24 protein-coding genes are annotated in these 22,836 nt (G+C 61.6%); 16 read left to right on the top strand and 8 right to left on the bottom strand.

The window, feature by feature from the left end; genetic code table 11:
• From CQ14_RS28905 to serA, 6 genes are all read left to right on the top strand, one after another.
• Positions 1 to 1,200, top strand: a 1,200-nt coding sequence (locus CQ14_RS28905) for a PQQ-dependent sugar dehydrogenase (RefSeq protein WP_156435550.1), incomplete at its 5' end; no start/stop codon positions are given.
• A 111-nt stretch (positions 1,201 to 1,311) separates the two neighbouring features.
• Positions 1,312 to 1,878 carry a c-type cytochrome gene (locus tag CQ14_RS28900; protein WP_057861214.1) on the top strand — a complete coding sequence of 189 codons (567 nt, stop codon included), beginning with the start codon at positions 1,312 to 1,314 and terminating at the stop codon, positions 1,876 to 1,878.
• A gap of 286 nt (positions 1,879 to 2,164) precedes the next feature.
• A complete protein-coding gene (locus CQ14_RS28895) occupies positions 2,165 to 3,556 on the top strand; it encodes an amidase family protein (protein WP_057861240.1) in 1,392 nt (463 codons plus the stop codon).
• An 11-nt stretch (positions 3,557 to 3,567) separates the two neighbouring features.
• Positions 3,568 to 4,044: a glutathione peroxidase gene (locus CQ14_RS28890; RefSeq protein WP_057861213.1), complete on the top strand. Its 477-nt coding sequence runs from the start codon at positions 3,568 to 3,570 to the stop codon at positions 4,042 to 4,044.
• Positions 4,045 to 4,061: 17 nt separating this feature from the next.
• Complete coding sequence (locus CQ14_RS28885) at positions 4,062 to 4,310, top strand: DUF3297 family protein (RefSeq protein WP_057861239.1); 249 nt, start codon at positions 4,062 to 4,064, stop codon at positions 4,308 to 4,310.
• Between the two features lie 305 nt (positions 4,311 to 4,615).
• A complete protein-coding gene (serA, locus tag CQ14_RS28880; RefSeq protein ID WP_057861212.1) occupies positions 4,616 to 5,875 on the top strand; it encodes a phosphoglycerate dehydrogenase in 1,260 nt (419 codons plus the stop codon).
• A gap of 24 nt (positions 5,876 to 5,899) precedes the next feature.
• Here serA and CQ14_RS28875 read toward each other — a convergent pair whose 3' ends face one another.
• The 4 genes from CQ14_RS28875 to CQ14_RS28860 form a co-directional block, all read right to left on the bottom strand.
• Positions 5,900 to 6,331, bottom strand: a complete 432-nt coding sequence (locus CQ14_RS28875) for a GNAT family N-acetyltransferase (RefSeq protein ID WP_057861211.1) — start codon at positions 6,329 to 6,331, stop codon at positions 5,900 to 5,902.
• Positions 6,328 to 7,515 (bottom strand): DUF418 domain-containing protein, encoded by a 1,188-nt coding sequence (locus CQ14_RS28870; protein WP_057861210.1) that lies wholly within the window; start codon positions 7,513 to 7,515, stop codon positions 6,328 to 6,330. The genes CQ14_RS28875 and CQ14_RS28870 overlap by 4 nt, the downstream gene beginning before the upstream one ends.
• 33 nt (positions 7,516 to 7,548) lie before the next feature.
• A complete protein-coding gene (locus CQ14_RS28865) occupies positions 7,549 to 8,916 on the bottom strand; it encodes a malonyl-CoA decarboxylase (protein WP_057861209.1) in 1,368 nt (455 codons plus the stop codon).
• Positions 8,917 to 9,034: 118 nt separating this feature from the next.
• Positions 9,035 to 9,835 (bottom strand): AraC family transcriptional regulator, encoded by an 801-nt coding sequence (locus tag CQ14_RS28860; RefSeq protein WP_057861208.1) that lies wholly within the window; start codon positions 9,833 to 9,835, stop codon positions 9,035 to 9,037.
• A gap of 68 nt (positions 9,836 to 9,903) precedes the next feature.
• Between CQ14_RS28860 and CQ14_RS28855 the strand changes: the two genes are divergently transcribed.
• Entirely contained in the window at positions 9,904 to 11,085 is a 1,182-nt protein-coding gene (locus tag CQ14_RS28855) for an MFS transporter (protein ID WP_057861207.1), read from the top strand.
• A 2-nt stretch (positions 11,086 to 11,087) separates the two neighbouring features.
• Here CQ14_RS28855 and CQ14_RS42625 read toward each other — a convergent pair whose 3' ends face one another.
• A complete protein-coding gene (locus CQ14_RS42625) occupies positions 11,088 to 11,702 on the bottom strand; it encodes a bestrophin-like domain (RefSeq protein ID WP_082650073.1) in 615 nt (204 codons plus the stop codon).
• A gap of 384 nt (positions 11,703 to 12,086) precedes the next feature.
• On the opposite strand from CQ14_RS42625, the gene CQ14_RS28845 reads away from it, so the two are divergent.
• The 5 genes from CQ14_RS28845 to CQ14_RS28815 all read left to right on the top strand — a co-directional run bounded on the left by CQ14_RS28845 (position 12,087) and on the right by CQ14_RS28815 (position 15,786).
• Positions 12,087 to 12,434: a hypothetical protein gene (locus CQ14_RS28845; protein WP_057861205.1), complete on the top strand. Its 348-nt coding sequence runs from the start codon at positions 12,087 to 12,089 to the stop codon at positions 12,432 to 12,434.
• Positions 12,434 to 13,105 (top strand): OmpA family protein, encoded by a 672-nt coding sequence (locus CQ14_RS28840; RefSeq protein WP_057861204.1) that lies wholly within the window; start codon positions 12,434 to 12,436, stop codon positions 13,103 to 13,105. Before CQ14_RS28845 ends, CQ14_RS28840 begins: the two co-directional genes overlap by 1 nt.
• 82 nt (positions 13,106 to 13,187) lie before the next feature.
• Positions 13,188 to 13,967 (top strand): transporter substrate-binding domain-containing protein, encoded by a 780-nt coding sequence (locus tag CQ14_RS28835; protein WP_057861238.1) that lies wholly within the window; start codon positions 13,188 to 13,190, stop codon positions 13,965 to 13,967.
• Positions 13,968 to 14,873: 906 nt separating this feature from the next.
• Positions 14,874 to 15,194, top strand: coding sequence for a hypothetical protein (locus CQ14_RS28825; protein ID WP_057861202.1), 321 nt, complete (start codon positions 14,874 to 14,876; stop codon positions 15,192 to 15,194).
• Positions 15,195 to 15,567: 373 nt separating this feature from the next.
• Positions 15,568 to 15,786, top strand: a complete 219-nt coding sequence (locus CQ14_RS28815; RefSeq protein ID WP_057861200.1) for a hypothetical protein — start codon at positions 15,568 to 15,570, stop codon at positions 15,784 to 15,786.
• A gap of 141 nt (positions 15,787 to 15,927) precedes the next feature.
• Here CQ14_RS28815 and CQ14_RS28810 read toward each other — a convergent pair whose 3' ends face one another.
• The gene (locus CQ14_RS28810) at positions 15,928 to 16,218 is read right to left on the bottom strand and encodes a GYD domain-containing protein (RefSeq protein ID WP_057861237.1); all 291 of its coding nucleotides are present in this window, start codon (positions 16,216 to 16,218) and stop codon (positions 15,928 to 15,930) included.
• A gap of 286 nt (positions 16,219 to 16,504) precedes the next feature.
• Between CQ14_RS28810 and CQ14_RS28805 the strand changes: the two genes are divergently transcribed.
• Together CQ14_RS28805 and CQ14_RS43965 are read left to right on the top strand one after the other, a co-directional pair.
• Positions 16,505 to 17,014, top strand: coding sequence for a lipocalin-like domain-containing protein (locus tag CQ14_RS28805; RefSeq protein WP_057861199.1), 510 nt, complete (start codon positions 16,505 to 16,507; stop codon positions 17,012 to 17,014).
• Between the two features lie 408 nt (positions 17,015 to 17,422).
• Complete coding sequence (locus tag CQ14_RS43965; RefSeq protein ID WP_156435543.1) at positions 17,423 to 18,043, top strand: hypothetical protein; 621 nt, start codon at positions 17,423 to 17,425, stop codon at positions 18,041 to 18,043.
• 150 nt (positions 18,044 to 18,193) lie between these two features.
• Here CQ14_RS43965 and CQ14_RS28800 read toward each other — a convergent pair whose 3' ends face one another.
• A complete protein-coding gene (locus tag CQ14_RS28800; protein WP_057861198.1) occupies positions 18,194 to 18,547 on the bottom strand; it encodes a cupin domain-containing protein in 354 nt (117 codons plus the stop codon).
• A gap of 613 nt (positions 18,548 to 19,160) precedes the next feature.
• Here CQ14_RS28800 and CQ14_RS28795 point away from each other — a divergent pair.
• Positions 19,161 to 20,012 (top strand): formate/nitrite transporter family protein, encoded by an 852-nt coding sequence (locus CQ14_RS28795; protein WP_057861197.1) that lies wholly within the window; start codon positions 19,161 to 19,163, stop codon positions 20,010 to 20,012.
• Positions 20,013 to 20,073: 61 nt separating this feature from the next.
• On the top strand, positions 20,074 to 21,807 hold the full coding sequence (locus CQ14_RS28790) for a bifunctional protein-serine/threonine kinase/phosphatase (RefSeq protein WP_057861196.1): 1,734 nt from the start codon (positions 20,074 to 20,076) through the stop codon (positions 21,805 to 21,807).
• A 115-nt stretch (positions 21,808 to 21,922) separates the two neighbouring features.
• On the opposite strand, the gene CQ14_RS28785 is transcribed toward CQ14_RS28790, so the two are convergent.
• The gene (locus CQ14_RS28785) at positions 21,923 to 22,717 is read right to left on the bottom strand and encodes a substrate-binding domain-containing protein (RefSeq protein ID WP_057861195.1); all 795 of its coding nucleotides are present in this window, start codon (positions 22,715 to 22,717) and stop codon (positions 21,923 to 21,925) included.
• Positions 22,718 to 22,836: the final 119 nt, after the last annotated feature.

The following is a 22,836-nucleotide window of genomic DNA, read 5'->3' as shown; positions in this document are numbered from 1 at the left end:
CCGGCCGCCGCTACGCCACCGGCCGCCGGAGCGGCGCCTGCGGCTGCACCGCTTCCGCCTGGGTCGCCGTTGATCGGCCGTCCCGCCGGCAACGATGCCGCGGCCAAGCTTGCGCCGATCGCGCCGCCGCCGATCGCAGCCACGTCCGACAAATTGCCGACGGCGAAGCTCAAGGTGCCGGCCGGTTTCAACATCGAGGTGTATGCCGCCGGCATGGCGAACGCCCGCTCGCTCGCGCTCGGCGACAAGGGCACGGTGTTCGTCGGCAGCCGTCTGGTCGACAAGGTCTATGCCATCGTCAACAAGGACGGCAAACGCGAGGTCAAGGTGCTGGCCTCCGGCCTCTATCGGCCGAACGGCCTAGCCTTCAAGGACGGCACGCTCTACATCGCCGAACTGTCCAAGGTCTCCAAGATCGAGAAGGTCGAGGACAACCTGGACAACCCGCCGAAGCCGACCGTGATCTTCGACAAGCTGCCGAAGGACGAGGCCCATGGCTGGAAGTTCATCGCCATCGGTCCCGACAATAAGCTCTACGTTCCGGTCGGCCAGCCCGGCAACAACGTCCTGCACGACGACGAGCACGGTCTGATCCAGCGGATGAATCTCGACGGTTCGGGCGCAGAAGTGATCGCCCGCGGCGTCCGCAACACCGTCGGCTTCGACTGGCATCCGGAGACCAAGCAGCTCTACTTCACCGATAACGGCCGCGACTGGATGTCGGAAGACGTGCCGGAGGACGAGCTCAACCGCATCACCAAGGTCGGCGAACATTTCGGCGCCCCGTTCTGCCTGCAGGGCAATATCGTCGATCCCGAATTCGGCTGGGGTAAATCCTGCAGCGAATACACCGCGCCGGTGGGACTGTTGGGGCCGCATTCGGCAGCGCTCGGCATGCGCTTCTACACCGGCAGCCTGTTCCCGAAAGCCTACAAGAACGCGGCCATCATCGCCCGCCACGGCTCCTGGAATCGCTCCAAGAAAGTCGGCGGTGACCTCATGGTTGCCAAGTTCAACAAGGACGGCACGATGAAGTCGCTGGAGCCGTTCCTCACCGGCTTCCTGGAAGACAATAAATATATCGGCCGCCCGGTCGATGTGCTGCAGATGAAGGACGGCTCGCTGCTGGTCTCCGACGACTGGAACGGCGCCGTCTACCGCATCACCTACGGCAAGCAGAAGGTGGCGGGGAAGTCGTAGTCTCAATCGTCATTGCGAGCGCAGCGAAGCAATCCATTCCGCCACTTGCGGAGGCGTGGATTGCTTCGTCGCTTCGCTTCTCGCGATGACGGAAGTGCTTGGAATAGGCCGATGCGCAAAACAATAACGATGCTGGCGTTCGCTTTAATCGCGGCCTCCGCCAATGCCGAAACCATCGAACAGCGCATCGCGCCGTGCCTCGCCTGTCACGGCGAGAAGGGCCAATCGGAGACCGAAAACACGCCCTCGCTCGGCGCGCAGCAGGCGCCATACGCGCTGATCCAGCTCTTCATGTTCCGCGAGAAGCTGCGCGTCTTCGAGCCGATGAACGAGATGGCGAAGCCGCTGACCGACGACGATCTTCGCCTGTTCTCGGACTTCATCGCCAAGATGCCGAAGCCTGTAGCACCAGGCGAAAATGGCGATCCGGCGCGGATGCAGCGCGGCCAGGCGCTGGTGCAGCAGCACCGCTGCGACACCTGCCACAACCCAGATCTTTCGGGGAAGGAAAACGTCCCGCGCATCGCCAACCAGCGCGAGGACTATCTCGCCAAGACGCTTGCCGAGTACAAGGACAACAGCCGCCACGGCTATGATGCCAGCATGGCCGACGTGATGGCGCCGATCTCGGTCGCGCAGATCGCCGATCTCGCCTATTACATCGCCCATATGCGCTAGCTTTAATCAACCTCGCCCCGCTTGCGGGGAGAGGTCGGATTGCGAAGCAATCCGGGTGAGGGGGTACAGGTCTCACCACAGACGGAGCTCGCGGAAGCAGCCCCTCACCCCAACCCTCTCCCCGCAAGAACGGGGAGAGGGAGCGCGCGGGCCCTGCCATTTCCTCCCGCTGGCATTGCCCTGCGCCCGGCGGTAGATTTTTGATTTGACGCGTTTTCCTGACGCGAACCGGTTTCCACTTCGCTTGAAAACGCTCTAAAAGGGCGGCAATCGAATGGAGTTTTGCATGCAGGATCTATGGCGTCTGTCGGCTGCTGAAATGGCCTCGCTGATCAGGTCGAAGAAAATCTCGGCCAGGGAGGCGGCGACCGCGGCGCTGGCGCGGCTGGATGCAGTCAATCCCAAGATCAACGCCGTCGTCGACCACAGGCCCGAGGACGTTCTGGCTCAAGCCTCCGCTGTCGATGCCGCCATCGGGCGCGGCGAAGACACCGGTCCCCTCGGCGGCGTGCCCGTCACGGTGAAGGTCAATATCGACCAGGAGGGCTTTGCCACCACCAACGGGCTGAAGCTGCAGCGCGATACCATCGCGAAGAGCAACAGCCCGGTGATCGACAATCTGCGCAAGGCAGGCGCCGTCATTCTCGGGCGCACCAATTGCCCGGCGTTTTCCTATCGCTGGTTCACCACCAATCTCATCCATGGCGACACCAAGAACCCGCGCGATCCCTCGATCACGCCGGGCGGATCGTCCGGTGGCGCGGGGGCCGCGGTCGCGGCCGGCATCGGGCATATCGCGCACGGCACTGATATCGCGGGCTCGATCCGCTACCCGGCTTACGCCTGCGGCGTGCACGGCCTGCGCCCGACCTTGGGACGCGTCGCCGCGTTCAACTCGGCGCTCCCCGAGCGGCCGATCGGACCGCAGATCAGCGCGGTCTCGGGCCCGCTGGCCCGCACCATCGGCGACATCAGGATCGCGCTGGCGGCGATGTCGGTGAAGGATTATCGCGATCCCTGGTGGGTGCCGGCGCCGCTGGAGGGGCCGGCGATGCCCAAGCGCGTCGCGATGTGTCTCAATCCTGACGGCCTCGATCCCGTGCCCGAAGTGAAGGCCGCCATTGCCGACGCCGGCAGGCGGCTTGAACGCGCCGGCTGGACCGTCGAGGAAATCGCGAATACGCCGCCGCTGCGCGAGCCGGCGGATCTGCAGACAAAGCTCTGGCTCGGCGACGGCTACGAGGCGCAATTGGAAGCGGCCGAACGTGAGGGCGACCCCGGCGCGCTCGCGTGCCTGCGCGGCAACCGCGCAAAAGTGCATCCCTTCGACCTGTCGAAGGCGCTGACACGGCGCGCGACGCTGACGCGCGAATGGCTTTCGTTCTTCGAAAACTACGCCGTGCTGCTGATGCCGGTATCGGGCGAATTGCCGTTCCCCGATCATCTCGACCGCAAGGACGAGGCGTCGTTCGCGCGCGTCTGGCATGCGCAATTGCCGCAGATTGCGATTCCCTTCATGGGGCTTCCCGGGCTAACGGTTTCGACGGGATTGGTGGGACGCGTTCCCGTCGGCGTGCAACTGGTTTCCGGGCGTTACCGCGAGGATCTCTGTCTCGCCGCGGGCGAGGCAATCGAAGCCGGCGGAACGCCCGCGGCGGCGATCGATCCGGTCGGCTGATAGAGAGGACCATGCCAGGCGTTTATGATTTTACGGCGCAGTCGCTCGCCGGCGAAGAGGTTCCGCTGAAGCGGTTCGAGGGCCAGGCGCTCCTGATCGTCAACACCGCGAGCGCCTGCGGATTCACGCCGCAATATAGAGGGCTGGAGCAGTTGCATCGTGATTTCGCGCCACGCGGCTTTGCGGTGCTCGGCTTTCCCTGTAACCAGTTCGGCGGCCAGGAACCGGGCGACGCCAAACAGATCGAGGCGTTCTGCACGAGCAAGTATGACGTGACGTTCCCGATGTTCGCCAAGATCGACGTCAACGGCAGCCAGGCGCATCCGTTGTTCAACCATCTGAAGAACGCGAAATCGGGATTGCTGGGTTCGTCGATCAAATGGAATTTCACCAAATTCCTGGTCGACCGGTCGGGCGGGGTGGTCGGGCGTTACGCGCCCACCGCGATCCCAGAGGGACTAAGAAAAGATATCGAGGCACTGCTGTGAGCGAGAACGACAAGCCAATGAGCGACCAATTTCCCGACCGTCTCTCGGTCGATCCGAACAGTCCGTACTACAACGCCGAGATTCTCGCGCGCGACGTCGGCATTCGCTTCAAGGGCGTCGAGAAGACCAATGTCGAGGAATACTGCATCAGCGAGGGCTGGGTGCGCGTCACCGCCGGCAATGCCAAGGACCGTTACGGCAACCCGCTGACCATCAAGGTGCACGGCCCGGTCGAGCCGTATTTCCGGGATAAGGCGAAGTCCTGAGGAGGTCTCTCGCTCGTCATTGCGAGCGCAGCGAAGCAATCCATATCTCCGCTTGCTGAAGCATGGATTGCTTCGTCGCGGAGTTTATCATCGGGCCGGCCGAAGGCCGGACCCGTTGGCTCCTCGCAATGACGGTGGAGGCACATAATCCGATCTCTAAAACGAAATGAAGGCGCTGGCGGCGTAGGGCCGGATGGCATAGGAAAGGGCGAAACCAATGGCCCCGACCGGACGTTCGCTCTGCCGCTGATCGCCGATTTCCGGGCCGCCAGTTTACCATTCATCCGCTGAAGGACGCTGCGATCTTGGCCACCACGCTTCCCCAACTCTCGCTTGCGAAGGACAAGATCCGGGTCTTGCTCCTTGAAGGTGTCAACGACAGCGCCGTGCAGCTGATCGAGGCTGCCGGCTATTCCAACATGACGCGCCTGCCCAAGGCGCTCGAGGGCGATGCGCTGAAGGAGGCCATCAAGGGCGTGCATCTGCTAGGCATCCGCTCGCGCACGCAAATCACGCCGGATGTTCTCGAGGCCGCGGACCGCCTGATCGCGGTCGGGTGTTTCAGTGTCGGCACCAACCAGGTGGACCTCGACGCCACGCGCCGGGCCGGAATTCCGGTGTTCAACGCGCCGTTCTCCAACACGCGTAGCGTGGCCGAGCTCGTGATTGGCGAGATCGTCTTCCTGCTGCGCCGGATCGTCGCGCGCTCCAACGCGGCCCATGAGGGGCGTTGGGACAAGTCGGCCAACGACAGCTACGAGGTGAGGGGCAAGACGCTTGGCATCGTCGGCTACGGCAATATCGGCTCGCAGCTCTCCAACCTCGCCGAAGCACTGGGCATGCGGGTGATCTTCTATGATCACACCGACAAGCTTCGCCACGGCAACACCGAGCCGACCGCGAGCCTGCATGAGCTGCTGGCGCAAAGCGACGTCGTGAGCCTGCATGTGCCGGAAACTGCCGCCACGCACGGCATGATCGGGCGCGACGAGATTCGCGCGATCAAGCACGGAGCGTATTTCATCAACAACAGCCGCGGCACGGTCGTGGACCTCGAAGCGCTCGCCGAGGCGCTGCGCGAGAACAGGCTTCGCGGCGCCGCGGTCGACGTCTTTCCGGTCGAGCCGCGCTCGAACTCCGATCGCTTCGTCTCGCCGCTGCAGGGACTGGAGAACGTCATCCTGACGCCGCATATCGGCGGCTCGACCGAGGAGGCGCAGGAGCGCATCGGCGCCGAGGTCGCGCGCAAGCTGGTCGATTACAGCGATTCCGGCTCGACCATGGGCGCCGTCAACTTCCCGCAGGTTCAGTTGCCGTCGCGGCCGTTAGGCACGCGTTTCATTCAGGTGCAGCGTAACCTGCCGGGTATGCTCGGGCGCTTGAACGAAGTGCTGGCGCGTCATGCCGTCAACATCGCCGCGCAATATTACGAGACCGCGCATGACGTCGGCTATGTGGTGCTGGATGCCGATGCGTCGGCCGCCGACGGCGAGCGCGTGCTCGCGGACATAAGGGCGCTGGAAGGCACCATTCGGGCCCGGTTGCTCTATGAGTACAAGACCTGAAACGAAAACGCGCGATCGCTCCGATCAGTTCTCGGATAACAGCCCCTTGTCGATCGCCGATTGCCGGTTCCGGAAAATCGCCATAGCGGTCTTCATCCGCAGAAAGCCGAACTTCGCATAGAACGGCTCGCGACCGGCGACCGCATAAAGGATGATCTTCGCGTGTCCTTGTGACATGGCGAGCAGTCGTTCGACGATCTGCTTTCCGAGACCCGTTCCCTGATGGGTCGGCAGAACCGCGACGTCGCAGAGATAGGCGCAGTCGCGTCCGTCAGCCAGCACACGGCCGACGCCGACCAGCCGGCCGTTGTCGCGGGCAAAGCAACAGAACATGCTGTTGCCGAACACCACCTTGAGATCGTCCGCATTCTTGTTGCCGAGCGGAGCCGCCCGATAGAGCGCTTCCAGTTCCTGCCAATCCATGCCCGCCTTGTCGTCGGTCCAGTCTATCGTCATCGCGCCGCCTCAACTGGTGAATGCAACATCGGCTGTCGTACACCATACATCAACGTACGCCACAGCCATTCGACAGGGCCGTACCGATAGCGGCGCAGCCACCACGCGCTGAACAACACCTGTCCGACGTAGACGGCGATGCCGATGGCCAGCGCGCTGGCGACCCCGAGACGGCCGAACAGGCCGAGGCCGTAGCCGTAGAAGATCCAGCCGAAGATCAGGGACTGCATGAGGTAGTTGGTGAAGGCCATGCGTCCCAGCGGCGCAGCCCAGCCGAGCAGCCTCTTTCCGCTCTTGAGATTGGCGGTGCCGATGATGGCTGCCCCGTAACCCAGCGCCAGCAGTATGGTGCCGAGAGGCTCCATCAGGGAGCCGATCCGGCCGCGTGCGATAAAACCGTTGGCATGGCAAAGGATCAATGCCGCGCCAAGGCCGATACAGGCGGCAGCGATCGAAAACAGCAGGCGAAGAGGCGGGCTTCGCAGAATGCCGGTGCGCCATGCGAACGCGCCGAGAAGAAACAACCCGATCGTGCGCAGAAAGATAAAGACGTGCAGCGGAAAGAAAAGGGGAAGCTCGCGAATCCGGAACGCCAGCACGTCGAGGAAGCCGCCCGTCGCATAGATGCGATGCGCCTCCGCCACGCCCTGCCTCAGCGCAGCCGTGCTGGGCCACCATCCCGACGGGGGAAACGCCTGCATCGCAAGGTACAGCCCGAGAGCCGCCAGCGCGGCGACAGCCACGAGCCAGCGTGGTCCGAACAGGAACGGCAGGACGATCAGGCCGGCGAGCGCATACTCGGTGAGAATATCGCCGTTCCAGATCAGGCAAAGGTGAATGAGCCCGAACGCCAGCAACACGGCGAGCCGGCGCACGAGGAGCGAGGTGCGACGTTCGCTCTTGGCAAGCCGTTCGAACTGGATCGCAAGACCTGCGCCGAACAGCAGTGAAAACAGCGCAAGCGCCTTCAGATCGACGGCCAGCATCAAGATCGTGTCGACGGCACGGTCGATCGGCGATGCCAGGGGGGTCTGCGGAAGAAACCGCTCGAAGATCGAAACGCGAAATATGGTTACGACGTTGATTGCGAGCACGCCGAGCAGGGCGATGCCCCGCAACACGTCGATGGCGTCGATCCGCTCAGCGGGACTTATCGGCCGGAAAGGTGCGGCGCCATCGGCCATTGCAGCGTGATTTCCAATCGAGCGGCGAACGGATCACTCGCCGGTCAACGACAGCCGCATGTCGAGCAGCCGCCGGCCGCCCTCGGTCTTCAGCAGCTTCTTCACCGCACTGGAAGCGGCGATTTCGCCCTGGTTGGCGTAGGCCTCGTGGTTCTTCTCGATGTCCTCGAGCCGGTAGAGGTAGTTGACCATGATGCCGGCGGATTCGCGCAGGCCCTTGGGCGAGAGGTCGCCGAGCCAGTCGATCTTCTCCAGCCGCGCGCCGTTGCCGATGTGGAAGCGGGCCACCGAATCGACCAGCCGGCCTTTTGAGGTGCGGGCTTTGAGGAAGTAATGCGCCGCCAGCGGTTCGATCACGGCGCGCAGTTGCGCCGTTAGTTCGGCGTTCTCGTACCAGTCCGGCTTGTCGAGGGCCTCCAGCAGCGTCCGCTCCTCGTCGCTGAGCGGAACGTCGTCGCCCTTTTTCAGCCATTGCATGAAGCCCGGCACCGGCGACAGCGTGATGAACGTATCGAGCTTGGGCAATTCGCGCCGCAATTCCTCAGCCACCTGCTTGATCAGGAAGCTGCCGAAGGAAATGCCGCCTAACCCCTTCTGCGTGTTCGAGATCGAATAGAACACGGCGGTGCGGGCACGTTCGATCGGTACCGGCTGGCGCTCGGCGGCGAGCAGCGGCGCGATCGCGGTCGGAATGGTCTCGGTCAGCGCCACCTCGACGAAGATCAGCGGTTCGTCGTTGAGCTGGGGATGGAAGAAGGCGTAGCAGCGGCGGTCGACCGGGTCGATGCGGCGGCGCAGGTCGGCCCAGTCGCGGATCTCGTGCACGGCCTCATAGCGAATGATCTGTTCCAGAATATTGGCCGGCGTCGACCAATCTATTCTTCGCAGCACGAGAAATCCCCTGTTGAACCAAGAAGACAGCAGATGCACCACGTCGCGATCGAGCGCGGCCAAATCCTTGTTGCCCTTCATCAGGGCAAGCAGGTCGGCGCGCATCGCCACCAGGTCGCTGGTGCCGCCGGGCGCGCGGTTGAGCCGACGGATCAATTCCTGCCGCCGCGGTTCGGAAGCGAAGTGAAGGTCGCTGGCGTCAGTGTCGTTCGGCTGGCTGCGCCAGCTCTCGATCGCCTGCGACAGTTTCTCGCGGTCCGGGCCGAAGTCGCGGGCCAGCGCTTCGAAGAAGGTGAGGCGATGGGCGGCGTCGAGGTCGTGGTAGCGATCGAGCACGTCCCGCGCCAGCGCGGTGGCTGAGGCTTCGCCGCGGCCCGACAGCAGGGCCTCACAGAGTTCAAGTAGTTCGGAGGAGTCTTGGCGGGCGACCGACGGATCGCCCCGGCGCAGCAGCGTGCGGCCACGTTCTGAGATCGTCGCGAGAAGGTCGGAGAAAAAGGCGTTGGCCATGCGGTTAAGTCGAATCCAGTGAGGGTGCCGGAATCTTATACGGAATTTAGGGCGGTGCCGATCACAATCAAGCGCATGGATCGTACGGAAATATGTCATGTCTCCGCAAAGGGATTACTCACTCCTTGCCGGCGAATTCCGTTGGCGTCTTGCCGGTAACCTGCCGGAAGGCATGGGAAAACGCAGGCACGCTGGCATAGCCCAGATCCGAGGCAAGCTGCTTGACCGAGACCCCGGCCTCGGTCGACAGCTTCTCGATGGCGGCTGCAATCCGGGCGCGCTGGCACCAGCTCTTGAAGCTCAACTGGGTTTCCGCCGAGAACAACCGCGACAGCGTCCGCGCCGAGGTGCCGACTTCGCGCGCCAGCGTCTCGATCTCGTGGTCGACGGTCGGGTCCGCGAGCACGATGTCGGCGGCGCGCCGGCAGCGCGGCTCGTGCGGCAGCGGAATGAAAGTCGCGGAATCCTCGGCCTGGTCGAGCTCCATCATGGCCAGCCGCAGCAAAAGCTCGGTTCGCTCGCGGTCGTCGCGATCGTCGAACAGAGCGAGGATGGTCTGGTGCAGGAGCGGCGACACCCGCACCACGAATTCAGCGTCCAGGCTGTGGCTGCGCGCCTCGCGCTGCAGCCAGTCGAGTTCGAAATAGAGCGTCCGCATCTCGATATCGGCGAGCACGTCGATTGCATGTTCTGATAGGGCCGGGACCCACACCGCGCGGTCCGGCGGCACTAGCCAGCGGCCTTTCGGCGTCGTCACCTGCATCGTCCCCCTGGCCGCATAGACCAGCTGCGCCTCGCGGTGCATATGGGTGTGGATCCGAAAACCCTTCTTGTAGCTGTTGGCGATCATGTGGATGCCGTCGCCGGTCGAGGTGAGGCGCCCGATAATGGCGGCAATTGGCTTTTCGGCGATATTCATTGGCGACATCCCGTCAGGACATCCCCGTATAACCTATTTCAGGACATTACGGGATTCGGGAATCGACCATGAACAGCCCCAGCCGGGTTATCACTTTCGTCAATGCCGCCCATTTCATCGACCATTATGCGATGCTCATTTTTGCGGCCGCCGTCATCATCATGGGCCCGGCGCTCGGCATGGCCTATTCGGAGCTGTTGCCCTATGCCACCCCCGGTTTCGTCGCTTTCGGGGCGGGCTCGCTGATCACCGGCTGGCTCGGCGACCGCTGGAGCCGGCGCCACATGATGGTGATCTTCTTTCTCGGCATCGGCGCGTCGATGATCGCCGTCGGCTTCGTGCAGACGCCGCTGCAGCTCGGCGCGGCGCTGCTCGCAATCGGCCTGTTCGCCTCGATCTATCATCCTGTCGGCACCGCGATGATCGTCTCCTATGCCGACCGGCTCGGCCGCGAGATGGGCCTGAACGGCGTCTGGGGCAATCTCGGCGTTGCCTCCTCGGCGCTTGTCACCGGCGTGATCGGGCAATATCTCGGCTGGCGCTGGGCCTTCATCGCGCCCGGAGTCCTCACCATCCTGATAGGCGTCGTCTTTGCGTCGATGGTGGTGCACGAGGACCGCACCGGCACCAAGCAGGCGGCAGCGCAGGCGAGGGTGGCGAAGCAGGACATGTGGCGGGTGCTGCTGGCGCTGCTGATCGTGGTGATCGCGATTTCCACCACCTTCAACGCCATCACGGTGGCGATGCCAAAGCTGTTTGCCGAGCGGCTGGCCGGCGTGACCGAGAGCCCCGCCTTGCTCGGGATCATCGCGGCCGGTGTCTATGTGTTCGGCGCGATGACGCAGTATACGATCGGCAAGCTGATCGACCATTATTCGCTGAAGACCGTGATGCTGCCGCTGTCGTTCCTGCTGGCGCCGTTCATGTATTTTGCGGCCACGCTGTCGAACCTGCCGCTGATTGTCGCCTCCATCGGCATCGTTATGGGCGCGTTCGGGCAGGTCACCGTCAACGACGCCATGGTCGGCAAATACACTACCGAGGAATGGCGCTCGCGCGCCTATTCGGTGCGCTATTTCGTCGGCTTCACCGCGGCCGGCGCCTCCGTCGGCCTGGTGGCGTGGCTCTATGAAAAGGGCGGCTTCTCCACCATGCTGCAGGCGTTCGGCGCGCTATGCCTATTGGTGATCGTGGCTGCCATCATCCTGCCGCAGGAGATCAAGGTGCCGGCCGCGCAGACCGCGCCGTAACTTCATTCGATCGTCGGCAGCACCATCTGCAGGTGATGGTTCGAGACCTGCATCAGACCCTGGAAGGGGTGGCTGAGATCGACGATCAAAAACAGCGCGCTCGATACCGAGAGCGCGAATACGAGCGTCGATACGACAACGACCGGGCCTGGCTCGGCGAACAGGCTGAAGCTTCCGAAGATCACGACCAGCCAGAGCACCAGTACGATGAAGAACGGCGGCGGTATCGCGTCGTCGGCTTGCGTGAACACCAGAAGCCGTGTCCGGCCCATATCGGTCGTCAGCTGAATGATACGCGCCTTCAGCGAGGTCTGTTCCGTGTTGGACGGCTTGAGCGCTTCGACCGCGCTGTAGAACCGCTCGGCGGTCTCGCTGACGACGAAGGTCGCTTCGTCGGCTTTGCCCGCGACGTTTTCCCGCCAGATGCGGGCGGCTGCGGAGGGGATGATTTCGCGCAGCAGGGTGCGCGCCGCCTTTGCGTCCGGTCCGTATTTGTCAGCATCTGGTCGACCAGCACGGCGTTGGTGCCGAGCTGCCGGATATTTGAGTTCTGGTTGTCGTAGGTATTCTTCGCCGACGCGATCATCAGGCCGATCACCAGCGCGGCCAGGGTTGATAGAAAGCCGGCGCCGAGGCGGATGGCTTCCTTGGAACCTCCCTCGAGAAGCTCGGCGCGCAAGGTGCGCCTCAGGACCACGCCAATGACTGCGCGATCAGGATCGAGGCGAAGGAAGCCAGAAACGCGGCGGTCGAGCTCATGGCGTCATGACCCTGTCATGGTGCATTCGGCTGGTATAAGGGGTTATTGCATATCGGGGCGTGTACGCCCGCGCCAGCCGCGACGATTTGTTGCGGCGCAATAGCCCAAGGCAGCGCAGCTAAATCAAACAGACCACTTGACCATCGCCACCCTCCTTGTGTGAGGTGCGCGCATGACCCGAATCCGGCTTTTCCTTTGTATCATTGCGATGTCAGTGCCTTCGCTAGCGGCAGCGCAGTCCATGAATTTCGAAAATGCGGCGGCCATGCTGGCCGCGAGCTGCGGCAAGGACATCGATGACAATTGCCGCGGCGTCAATCTTGACGCCACGCGCCTCAGGGAATGCCTGGGCCGCAACCAGGACGTGGTGTCGGCGAAGTGCAAGACCGATTATCCCCAGGCCCTCGGCGCCATCCAGGCGCGCATTACCGCGCGTACCTCCCTTGTAAAACTGTGCAATTGGGAGCTGAACCGGTTTTGCGGCGAGGTGCGGCAGGATCCCGTCAAGGGACTGCAATGCCTGTTGGAATCGACCAAGAAGGCGACCCCGAACTGCAACAAGGCGATCAACGCGGCGGGGTATCAGTGATGCGGGGGGGAAGAGGAAAGCTGCGCGACATCGGCCTTTTGCTGGGTGCCCTGTCCCTGATTGTGTGGCCGACGGGCGCGGCACGCGCGCAAACCGCGACGTCGACCGCTGACATGATTGAGAAGCTTGCGGTCGAAGCCGAGTCGGATGTCGATCTGGCTGCGTTGCGCCAGCAGGCTGCCGATCGCATCAAGGCGAGGGCGGATGCCCAGCCGCAAAAGCGGCCGCCGATCGCGCCGCAATTGACGAAACTGCCGCAGATCCGTTTCGACGTCGTGTTCGACCAGGATTCGTCGCTGATCCGGCCGGCGTCCTATCAGACCATCGGCAGCATCGCCGACGCGCTCACGGACCCGAAGACGCGGCCCTATCGCTATCTGATCGTCGATCACGTCGAATCCGCCGGAAGGCGCGACCATAATCTGATCCTGAGCCAGCGCCGCGCGGAATCGATCCGCGACGTGCTGGTGAACACCTTCAAGGTGGCGCCAAAACGGCTTCAGGCGCTTGGCTTGGGCGAAGAACAGTTGCAGGATGTCAACCGTCCGGCGTCCCCTGCCAATGCGCGCGTGCAGATCATTGTGATCGGCAAGTTCGAAACGGCCGAGCCGGCCAAGCCGGCAACGCCGGCTGCAGCACCAAAAGGCGCGGCAAAGAAAAAGAACCGCTGACCGTCTCCGCATGGATCAGCGCTGAAGGTCCGCAATAAGCGGGCCGGGAGGAGCAGCCATGTTCAATCAGTTCCGGCCGGGAATGTCCGGCCTCCTTCTGGGATTAGCCATCATGACGACAACGCCCGCCAGCGCCGATGCGCTGAAAGACGAAATCGCGCCGACGGGGAAGCTGCGGGTGGCGATCGCGATCAGTCCGGCCGGTGGCGCATTCTGGTCGACGAAAACCGAAACCGGCTACGCCGGCGTGCCGGTCGATCTCGGCAAGGCGATGGCGGAGCAACTCGGCGTCCCCGTCGAATATGTCGCGCACAACAATTCCGGGCAGATCGTCGATGCGGTCTCGAAGGGCACCTGGGACATCACCTTCCTGCCGAAAGATCCGGAGCGTGAGGGCCGAATGTCGTTCGGCCCGATCTATGAAGTTGCTGACGCGACCTACATCGTCAAGCCGGGCTCGACGGTCACGAATTTTGCGACGCTGGATCAACCCGGCGTCAAGGTCGCCGCGGTCAACAACACGACCACGATGCGCGGTGCGATCGCGCATCTGAAGAACGCCAAGGTCACGGGCTATCAGACCTACGACGAAATCTTCGGCCTGCTCAAGGCGGGCGAGATCGACGCGTTCGCGCTGTCGCGCGACCAGCTCAACGCGATGGCCAAGCAGATCCCGGGCACCCGCGTGCTGGAGGAAACCTTCAAGCAAACCGTCACGGCGGTCGCGGTGCCGCCCAATCATCCGCTGTCGCTGGCGTTCGCGGTCAAGTTTCTGAACGAAGCGATCGCCAACGGCACGCTGCGCAAGGCTTATGACAATAACGGCCTGAAGGACCGGCCGGTGCGGACGCAGACTAATTAGGCTGTCTACCTATAAGCTTGGTGGCGTGACGCGACGACGTTATGTCCGCTGTGCTCGTAAGCGACTAAACCTGCGCGGCGGCGCAATATGTCACGAAGGGCCGTTTCCGGACCTCGTCGCAACGGAGGTCCGAGTCCGCGGTCATCACCGGACATTGCCGGCGCCGGGGATCGCGCGACTAAGAGCACCTTTGCAATCATCGTCCAGTTTGGCGGCAGCAGACCTCAGGCAAGCCTCGAGGCGGCCCTGTCCGGGTTCGACGCTCGCACACTCTTGGTTGAGCCGCTCCCTGCATGTTTGGTCAAGCGCACTGAGCCTAACAAGCGCCAAGAGGCAAGCATCTGAAAGTTCGTGCATGTGCTCTCGAAAGCAGGCGCGGAGATTGTCTCGGCCCGGCTGAATCCCGGCGCACAACTTTATCTCGTCGGCTGTGCAAGGTCCTACCTGCGTCTCTTGCGCGGTCGCATTCGATGCCAACGGCATGAGGGCGGCGCAAACCATCAGAGCGATCTTTATCATCGACTCTCTCACCTTTTGGGTGGCGTGCAACGTGTCCTGTACCCGGCATCGCAATGTCACTTTTCTATGCGCCCCATTGGGGGTGCGCTAGGTCCGAACACTTGATCTGGATCAAGATTGGAGCATCCGCTCAACCGGCGGCAGGGTTCCATCCAAGCGAGCGGGGCGATGTCCGCTATGGGGCATTTTCGGCTGATTCAGCTAGGACTATCGGCCGGTCAATGGCCGCTTTGCCCGGTGAGCGATCAAACTTGCGCGCTGGCGCAATATGTCGCGACGGGCCCGGAGCCGACATGGGCAACATGAAGCTTTTCGGAAATTGCTCAGTCAAGCCTTAATCACTTTCGATTATTAAGGTGACTATTACAATCTTAAGGCGAACCGACAATGGACACGTTGACGCGTCCTGCAGCGATCACCGGCATCGTGTTCGGCGTTGTTGCCCTTCTTGCGGTGGGCCTCGGCGTCTACTGGCTCTTCAACAAGCGGGCAAGGCTGAAACATTTGGCCGAACTGAGGAAGAGGCTTGATGACCTCAGACCTGCCGATCCTGAATACGGCGCGGCTAGAGCGCTTTACACGTCCATGGTCATAGATGCGCACCGCTGGGGCTTCTTTCATTCCGAGACTGGATCAAGCGACGGCAGCGGGAGCGCTCAACATGGCGGCGACCATCACGATGGTGCTGGCGGGGGCGGAGATCACTGATGATGTGTAGCCGGACATGAGCACAGGATTGCTCTGTCAAGCCATAGCAGCGCGGGCAATGGTGTCGTTCACGCATCGAGGCGAACGGTACAGTGTTGAGCCCTATTCGGTTGGATACGAGGCGCGGGATGAGCGCGGCCGGCCGCTCCTTCTCCGCGCATGGTCTGACGTCGAGTGGCGGGATTTCGAAGTCAAATTCATGAGCCAAATCGAAATTGACCGACGACTTTACGGCTGACAGGCAGGGCCATGAGGGGATGACCATCGTCCTCTGCGATATCAATGGAAAGACGTGGCCGGTACAATCGCCTTCCGTAGATTGACCGCCTGATATGAAGAAGATCTGCCAACTGATGCGGCTGAATGGTGTGACATGAAGATCGGGGATCGAGTTGAAGTCGTAGCGGTGCCGGCATCGCTGCCGTCCGGAATGGGCACTCAGGCGTTGTTCGAAGCCTGTGTAGGTCGCGTCTTTCCTATTGATGGCTTCGAGAACGGGCTTCTGGAGTTGCACGTGGGCGAAGTCGTCGGCGAGAAGAGCTACATGCACACCATCTGGATTGAGCCAGAGTGCGTTCGTCTGCGCCCCTGATGCGGACGATAACTGATTCAGTGAGCGCCCCAGACTTGCGCAGTGGTGCAATATGTCGCGAAAGGCCACAGGCAGACATGCGTCATTAAGCAAAACCCCGGCAGCAAGGCCGGGGTTTTGTATTTGAGAGATGCAGTTCGCCTACAATGATGCAGCCATTTTCCTGTAGTCGTCCTCGGCGAACGCTCGACAAGTCTGCGTCCGTACAAATCCGAGAGCTGCCGTCCCCATGGCGAGTTTTGTGGCCACTTCGTCGTTCGGCGCTTCGATAATGGACACGGCATCATATTGGCCCGTTACGAGGTAGAAGGCTTTCAATTCGGCACCAGCATCGCGGAGGCGTTGCTTTGCCGCATCGAGGCGCTTGGGCCCGTCCTTGATTGCTTCGGCGCCCTTCTGAGTGAAGTTGATTAAGGAGATATAGGTGGGCATAGGTAAGCCTCCCTGGTCATTATCAGGTTGACCGGTCTTCGGCATTCCGTGTGGACAGACCAGACAGCATAACGCGGAATGCCTGTCTTTGACTTAAATCAACGAGGTGTAACTACTCGTTCGCTGCCGATCACGAAAGCGGACACCGCGCGACACAATCGGCATGTCTCAACTGGGGCCCAAAGCGGACAAGCGAGCATGGCCGATACTGACAGGTGGCCAATCCTTGATTCCGCGCGATATGCTAGTTGCCGTCAATTGACCAGCTTTAGCCAAGGAGACCCTCATGGACAGGCGGTTTTCGTTCCTTTGCGCGATCACGTTGGTGACAATCGTGGCTAATCCAAACAGCAGCATTGGCCAAGAGGCGTCACTTAAAAGCCAACTCGTCGGGACGTGGATTTACGTCTCGAGTACGGCCAAGCGTGACGATGGCAGCGATGTTCCACGCCCGAGCTTGCAGGGCGCCGTGACCTACACCAATGAAGGTCGATTTCACTTCATAACTACGCGCACCGATCTGCCAAAGTATGCGTCCAACGACTCCGCTCGCCCTTCCCCGGAAGAGGCTATGGCCGTCGCCTCGGGATCGATCGCCTATACGGGAACGTACACGGTGGACGAAAGCACAAAAACGATCCACGTAAGTATCGAGACGGCTACGTTTCCGAATCTTGTAGGAGCCCCCAATCAGCGGCGGATCGTTTCATCCATTGGCGCCGACGAAATGAAGTTCATGAATCCTCGTACACCTGCCGGATTAACACTGGAAATCGTGTGGAAGCGCGCGAAATGAGCAGCTCAGCCAAAATGTCGCCTTCCGGCCGATTGTGTTGAAAAAGTCGAAAATGCCGCGTCAGAAAAATTCGCGCAAAAGCGAGCTTATCGCCGACTTCGGCCGGGGATGCGTTCTCAGAGCGTGTCGGAGGCCACTGAATGAATCCGCTCAAGTCGAAGCGGTCCCCCACGTTCCTAAACGCCTTGCGCAGCGGCGGCTCTTAGAAGATTGGTCCCAACGCCGGAGCGGACTTTTTTCAACACAATCGGCCATGAGCGGACATTCGCATTATCGCTGCGCGACATGGACGAAAATGGATACGTAGGGCAACTTTTCACCTAGAAATTGTCAATGGCTTTACGAAGGTCTTGATAGCTACTTGGCTGCTCTAGCAAAAAGTCAGTCGCAGCCTTGAAATGATGCCAAATGAAAGCGCCAGGATCGCTCTTTCTAATTTCCGCAGGCTTGATCGCGATGGGGGCAGGTTGCATCGATCAGGGCGCGTTCCTTATTCCTATTCCAGCCGCGTTTGCGCCTGTAACTAAGTTTGGATGCCCAGATGCTGGAACGATTTTCACTTATAACGTTCCGGCATGGAACACCAATCGTCCCAACCGGATGGTTGCGATCGAGCAAGATCAGTTCAATTGCCGGATTAGGTCGGACGCTCAAGGAATCTACGACTGGTTCGGCGGCCTTGGTGCGCATCTCGACGACAGCGATGTCGCCGAAAAACAATTGGTCAGCGATCTATGGCCACTTAGCAGCGGCTCCATCAGAAGAACTAGCAAGTATGATCTTCCTCCATCCAGATACGGTGAAATAGAATACGTCGTTTCCTATGGACTAGCTCGCGTTCCGGCAGGTCTGTTTTGGGCCTACAAAATCAGGAAGGATTATTACTGGCAACACAAGCTCTATCGCACCACTACGCTTTGGTGGTCTCCTTCATTGAGGTGGACAATACGGCAATGGCCTGAGGAGCCCGGCAAGGTTTCGCAAGTCGGGGGATTTAATTGGGAGCTGTTGTCGGTATCTTCTGAATAAGACCAACTCGCGGGGCACGACCGCTTTGGGTCATTTTCGGCGGATTTAGCTGAGACCATCGGGCCGGCTAATGTCCGCTTTGACCTGTGAGCGACCAAGCCTGCGCGGTGGCGCAATATGTCGGGAAGCGCGATAACGAGACGTGGTGCGCTATGCGGTCTTGTGTGGCGCCGCCGTTTTGGCATCGCCGGTATTTGGCGTTCCGGTCGGTTCGATGAGCAACAGGTGCACTTCCTCGCGGGCAACCGGGCGATGCTCGACGCCCCTTGGCACGATGTACATTTCGCCGGGGCCGATCGTGATCGTTCGGTCACGCAGCTGGATGTCGAGAACGCCCTTCAGGACGAGAAAAAAATCGTCCGTGTCATCGTGCTTGTGCCAGACGAACTCGTCCTTCACCTTCACGACCATGACGTCATAGTCATTGAGTTGCGCAACGGTTCTCGGCGACCAGTACTCATCGAACGTGGCCAGCTTGTCGGTCAGGCTGATCTTGTCTTTCATCGTTGCACCTTCCAGTCCTTGAGGCGGGCTGACCGTCGAGGTCTGAGGATAGTCCTTACGTCATTCGGGGACGATGCAAGCCTCGAACCCGAATCCATCGAGCCGCGAACGTACCGAAATCGATTCCGGCCCACGGCGTGCGTGCCCCGGAATGACTGATAGGGCGGGCCGCGCGGCAGGCGCAACATCTGTGCAACTGCACAAATACAAGGCATCAGTTCCGGTCGGGATATCCCCGCGATGGGGCCATAACCACGTAGAAATACGCGCTTTTTCCAAGCCTGCGGCCCGGTTTCGGGTTGGCACATCGATTGCTTAATCCTGTCTCAGTCAATGACGACTGCCGTCCGTTCGGATTGCCAAGGCCAGCGTTGGCCGAAGGCGTTGGGATCAAGCAGCCTCGCGTGAGGCGCTTCGAGCAGTCTTCGGGACCACCTCACGATAGCTCGCGCATCCCAAGTCCCTGATCGGGCCTGACCTGCGTCGTTCCGTGCCGTTCAATGGCGGTACGGGATTCGTCGCGCACGAGGACGGCAAGATTTTTCACTCAATCGGTGCACGGCTGCGCAGCATCCGGCGCGCTCTAACGTTGTCTCGAAAAGGGGAACAAGGAATGGCCTATCTCGCGCCTTCGGAATTTGTGACCAAGATGGTCGACGCCGGAGAATCCAAAATCTTCATGTCGACGCGCGATACGGTCATCCGCGCCTACATGGCCGGAGCGATCCTCGCGCTTGCCGCGGCGTTTGCGATCACCATCAACGTGCAGACCGGTGTGCCGATCGTCGGCGCCGCATTGTTCCCGGTCGGCTTCTGCATGCTGTATCTGCTCGGCTTCGACCTCTTGACCGGCGTGTTCGTGCTGGCGCCGCTCGCGCTGATCGACAAGCGCCCGGGCGTGACGCTCGGCGGCGTGCTGCGCAACTGGGGCCTCGTCTTCCTCGGCAATTTCGCCGGCGCCTTTACAGTGGCGGTCATGATGTCGATCGTGTTCACCTTCGGCTGGTCGCAGGCGCCGGACAAGGTCGGCCAGGTGATCGGCACCATCGGCGAGAGCCGCACCGTCGGCTATGCCAGCCATGGCGCGGCCGGCATGCTGACCCTGTTCATCCGCGGCATGCTCTGCAACTGGATGGTTTCCGCCGGCGTCGTCGGCGCGATGATCTCCACCCATGTCAGCGGCAAGGTGATCGCGATGTGGATGCCGATCATGCTGTTCTTCTTCATGACCTTCGAGCATTCCATCGTGAACATGTTCCTGTTTCCGTCCGGCCTGCTGCTCGGCGGCAAGTTCACCTGGTGGGACTATATCTTCTGGAACGAGATTCCGACCGTCGTCGGCAACCTCGTCGGTGGCCTCGCCTTCACCGGGCTGACGCTGTACGCGACCCATGTGCGGACCGGCCCGTCGCGCAGCGCCTCTGCTGCCGCATCTTCGCGGCCGTCCTCGCGCATTGCCGCTTGATCCCAGGATGAAGATGGGCCTCTCCTCGCCAGGGGAGAGGCCCATTGTCGTGAAAGCCGGAATGCCGCGCCAGCTGAAAATATCGGTCGGACAATTTTCCGATAAGGGAGCCAAGGAAACCAATCAGGATTTCCATGGCGTCCTGATCCCGGACGAGCCGCTGCTCAGCCTCAAGGGCATTTCCATCGTGCTGGCCGACGGTATCAGCACGAGCAAGGTCAGCCGGGTCGCCGCGGAATCGGCGGTCAAGGGGTTCTTGACCGACTATTACTGCACCTCGGAATCCTGGTCGGTGCGTACCTCGGCGCAGCGCGTGCTGGAGGCAACTAATTCCTGGCTGCATTCGCAGACGCGCAGCCAGTATGCCTATGACAAGGACCGCGGTTACGTCTGCACGCTGTCCGCCATGGTCATCAAGTCGACCACGGCGCATCTGTTTCACATCGGCGATTCCCGCATCTATCGTCTCTCCGGCAACACGCTGGAGCAACTGACCAACGATCACCGCATCGTCATCTCCTCGCAGCAGAGCTATCTCGGCCGGGCGCTCGGCGTAAATCCGCAAATCGAGATCGACTACCAGATGCTGCGGATCGAGCCGGGCGATATCTTTGTGCTCGCGACGGACGGCATCTACGAGCATCTCAGTGCCCGCCAGCTTGCAAAGGCGGTGAACGAAGTCGGCGGCGATTTCGACGCGGCCGCGAAGGGGATTGTCGACCAGGCTTTTGACGCCGGCAGCACGGATAATCTCACCGTCCAGATCGTCCGCATCGATGAAGTGCCCGACGGCGCCGCGGCCGAAGTGTTCGCGCAGCCGCATGAGCTGCCGCTGCCGCCGCTGCTGGAGGCGCGGGCGGTGTTCGACGGCTACCGGATCGTGCGCGAGCTGCACGGCTCCAGCCGAAGCCACATCTATCTCGCCGTCGACATCGAGACCGACGCGGTCGTCACCATCAAGATCCCTTCGATCGACCTGCGCGACGATCCCGCTTACCTGAAGCGGTTCATGATGGAGGAATGGGTAGCGCGGCGGATCGACAGTCCGCATGTGCTCAAACCCTGCCTGCTGCAGCGCAAGCGCAACTTCCTGTACGTCACCACCGAATACATCGACGGGCAGACGCTGACGCAGTGGATGATCGACAACCCGAAGCCGAATCTGGAGACCGTGCGCGACATCGTCGAGCAGATCGCCAAGGGGCTGCGCGCCTTCCACCGCAAGGAAATGCTGCACCAGGACATCAGGCCCGACAACATCATGATCGACGCCACCGGCACCGTGAAGATCATCGATTTCGGCTCGACGAAAATCACCGGCGTCGTCGAGGCCGAGCCATCAGGCATGCGCGACGACATCCTCGGTACCCAGCAATATACCGCGCCGGAATATTTTCTCGGCGAGCCGGCGACGACGCGCTCGGACCTGTTTTCGCTAGGCGTCATCACCTACCAGATGATGACAGGAAAACTGCCCTACGGCGCGCAGATCGCCAAGGCGCGCACAAGGTCGCAGTTCAGCAAGCTGGTCTATCGTCCGGCGTCGCATGGCGACCGCGAATTGCCGCAATGGATCGACGGCACGCTGGAGAAGGCGGTGCACCCCAATCCCCTCAAGCGCTACGACAGTTTTTCTGAATTCTTGTTCGACTTGCGCCAGCCCAATGCGAACTATCTCTCCACGTCGCGGACGCCGCTGATCGAGCGCAATCCGCTGCTGTTCTGGAAAAGCACCACCATCGTGCTGGCGCTGGTCGTAATCGTGCTGCTGGCGATGCAGCATATGCATCGGTAGTTTCGTCATGTCCCGCTTTAGGCGGGGCATCCAGTACTCCGTGTCGTCAGCTTTCTTTCACAATGCCGGCTGCGGCGTACTGGATCGCCCGATCAAGTCGGGCGAAGACAGCCGGCTAGTTCGTCGTGCTGGCCGCAATCGGATCGAGCCCGCTCTTGACGATTTCGCCGCGCGCGGCAGGCGAGGCGAGAAACTTGATCAGCGCCTTGCCGGCGTCCGGCTCCTTGGAAACGCTGGCGATGCCTGCGGAAAATACCGTGATCTTCTGCAGTTCGTCCGGCAACGGACCGACGATGTCGATGCCTTCCACCGGCTTCAATTCGCTCATCTGCTGGAAGCCGATTTCGGCCTCGCCGCGCGCGACGATCTCGCCGACGGGGGTCGCCGGGATTTTTCTCGCCTTGTCCTTCATTTCGTCGGCGATGCCGAGCTTGCCGAACATTTCGGTCGAGACGTAAACGCCGCTGGCGCTGTCGGAATAGGCGACGGTCTTCACCGCCAGCAGCGCGCGCTTGAGCGCTTCGGGTGTGCTGATGTCCGGCTTCGGCGTACCCGATTTCACGGCAACCGCGATCGGCGACTTCACGAGATCGACGCTGGTACCGGCCGTCACCTTGCCTTTTTTGGCGAGATCTTCGAGTGCATAGCCGACCATGATCAACACGTCCGCCGGCTCGCCGCGCTCCAGCCGCACGGGAATCGCATTGGTTGTCGTGCCCATCGAGGGCCCGTAGGCGGTCAGTACCTTGTGGCCGGTGGTGCGTTCGAATTCCGGGACCAGCGCCTTGTAGGCGGCGGACAATCCGCCGGAGATCATCACCCGCACTTCCGCGGCTGAGGCCGTGGCGGAGAGCAGGATGGCGCTGACGGCGCCGAGTGCGAGGGCGCGGAGATTTGCTGAAAGTCGCATTAGTTATTCCTCCCGGGCCGACTCTTGAGCGGTCGGCCTCGGGAGGGTTTTACAGTGCGAAGGGGAGGACGGCTAGAGCCGCCAGCCCCGTCATTGCGAGGAGCGGGGCGACGAAGCAA

Origin of the sequence: Bradyrhizobium lablabi, assembly GCF_001440475.1 — a bacterium.
In the GTDB taxonomy this organism is placed as follows: domain Bacteria; phylum Pseudomonadota; class Alphaproteobacteria; order Rhizobiales; family Xanthobacteraceae; genus Bradyrhizobium; species Bradyrhizobium lablabi.
Note: the sequence above shows the minus strand (reverse complement) of the source record. Positions and strands in the feature narration are given on the sequence as shown.